The following is a 2,058-nucleotide window of genomic DNA, read 5'->3' as shown; positions in this document are numbered from 1 at the left end:
CCCAGAACAGTAGCTCAGGCAGAAGCTTTGGATGCCTTTTTCGAGAAAAATGGAAAAAAAATCGATTCGTTTCTGACTCTTACAGTTCCTGAAGAAGAGTTGGTTGAAAGAATTTTAAGCCGTGATGAAGGTCGTTCTGACGACACACCTGAAAAAATAAAAAACAGACTTAGCGTTTATCACAATGAGACAGCGCCCGTACTGAACTACTATAAAGAGAAAGGTGCTGTTCAAGAGGTAGACGGTGTTGGTTCCATTGATCAAATATTCAATAGAATTAAAGACGCACTCTCTTAACTAAATATCTTAGTAATACTAGTTTAAAAAGCTCCTGAATACGGGAGCTTTTTTTATTTACACCCTCTTTTCAGCGTTTCAATAATTCCCGGAGTCACATCCAATATAGATGCTGCATTTTTAAACGCGTAGGTATCTCCTTTTACAAACAATGGTACAGCATTTAGGGTGTGAGTTTTCGTAGATAGATCTTCAATATTTCCATGATCACTGGATATAACAAGGGTATCTCCATCCTTTAAATTTTCAATAATTTCCACTAAAAATCTATCCAAAACTCCCAGCACTTTGTTTGCTTTCTCACTATCCATTTCGTGACCTGCTTTATCAGTTAAATAATATTCATACAGTACCAAGTCATACTCCATCAAAGAGTTCAATGCTCTTTGAGCTCCATCTTCCGGGGTAATTTTAGGAACATCAAGGTTCAGACTATTCCGCCATGCATCCTGAATAATTTCTGCAGTTAATGCTTTATTATCCAGTAACACTTCCAACCCGTTCAGTTTAATACCAGCCGATTTTGCCATGAGAGTTGTGCAAGTCCAACGATTCCTCTTCTTCGATTTTTGAAAAAAAATATCGGGATAAGCATTCAGGAAATGTGGCTTAAAACCTTCATGTTGAGCTTTTTGAAACAGACTCTTTTCCTTTAAAAGAAATTTTGTTTTAGAATAGGGAAACGGACCAAAATGTTTACCGGCAATTTTTGATGCATTTTTTCCGGAAAATAGTGACGCCTGCCCTGTACCGCTTTGTGGTAGTCCTTCAACATCCAGATTGGCATCGATAGGTAAGTATAGTTTATCACTATTAAAGGAGGGTTGAATACCACTGTGAAGACCTTCACCTTCAGTGAAATAAGAAAATGACTTTAGGCTCCGGTTAGATAGAGGATTAAATTCAGACTTCTGGCCTACACCTACTCCATCAATAAAAATAAATAGTACAGACATCTATTTTTCTACTATTATCGTGACCGGTCCGTCATTAAGTAGCTCTACATCCATCATTGCTCCAAATTTACCTTCTTGTATGTTTAAATTCGTTATTTTTTTTAACCGTTCTACCATATAGTCATAAAGCGGTTCTGCCACATCCGGTTTAGCTGCTTCAATAAAACTTGGACGGGTCCCCTTTCGTGTATTTCCATAAAGAGTGAATTGAGAAACTGCTAAAATTCCACCCGCCACATCCTGTACCGATCGGTTCATTTTACCTTCATCATCCTCAAAAATTCTGAGCTTTGATATCTTTCTGCAACACCAGTCAATTTCTTCTTTACTGTCTGCTTCATGGATACCAATAAGAAGTAAAAGACCGTGATTTATACTTCCGGTTACATTTCCATCTACGGTAACGGACGCTCTTTTCACGCGCTGAACTACAATCTTCATATGTTGATAAAACTGTTAATAAGTCTACTTAAACTTGTTGATAATGAAGATCCTTAAAATTTGATCAGATCTTTCCACATCAATCAACAAAATTTCAGGTTTATACACATCCCAAAAGAATAACTTTTCATGTGGAAGGATGAAAACATAAAGATAGGTGTGATACGTATAAAATGTTAATTACTTTATAAAAGGATATTTAAGTATTTGATTTTACTTGTTTATTTATCCACAATGTTATTCACATAATACAAGGCTTATTTTTTCTGATATTAATAAATAAGTTGTAAACATATCCACACTCCCTACTATTAAAAGACAAAATTAAAATCCAATCTTACTCGTATATACCTGTGGATAACAA

3 protein-coding genes are annotated in these 2,058 nt (G+C 35.7%); 1 reads left to right on the top strand and 2 read right to left on the bottom strand.

Annotated elements, in window-relative coordinates:
* Positions 1–297 (top strand): adenylate kinase family protein (locus tag ACESM0_RS10640; RefSeq protein ID WP_372906193.1); only part of this gene is annotated, 297 nt, incomplete at its 5' end.
* A gap of 53 nt (positions 298–350) precedes the next feature.
* On the opposite strand, the gene ACESM0_RS10635 is transcribed toward ACESM0_RS10640, so the two are convergent.
* Both ACESM0_RS10635 and dtd read right to left on the bottom strand, forming a co-directional pair.
* Positions 351–1,253 carry an alkaline phosphatase family protein gene (locus ACESM0_RS10635; RefSeq protein ID WP_372906192.1) on the bottom strand — a complete coding sequence of 301 codons (903 nt, stop codon included), beginning with the start codon at positions 1,251–1,253 and terminating at the stop codon, positions 351–353.
* The gene (gene dtd / locus ACESM0_RS10630; RefSeq protein WP_372906191.1) at positions 1,254–1,694 is read right to left on the bottom strand and encodes a D-aminoacyl-tRNA deacylase; all 441 of its coding nucleotides are present in this window, start codon (positions 1,692–1,694) and stop codon (positions 1,254–1,256) included. It lies immediately after the preceding gene.
* Positions 1,695–2,058 lie beyond the last annotated feature (364 nt).

This window comes from Rhodohalobacter sp. (genome assembly GCF_041686455.1).
Lineage (GTDB): Bacteria > Bacteroidota > Rhodothermia > Balneolales > Balneolaceae > Rhodohalobacter.
The sequence above is the reverse complement of the archived record's forward strand: the minus strand, read 5'-3'. Positions and strand labels throughout refer to the sequence as shown.

What these genes read in the sequence shown, in the direction of transcription:
- ACESM0_RS10635 (WP_372906192.1), bottom strand. Translation starts at nt 1,253, where the DNA reads ATGTCTGTACTATTTATTTTTATTGATGGAGTAGGTGTAGGCCAGAAG.
- dtd (WP_372906191.1), bottom strand. Translation starts at nt 1,694, where the DNA reads ATGAAGATTGTAGTTCAGCGCGTGAAAAGAGCGTCCGTTACCGTAGAT.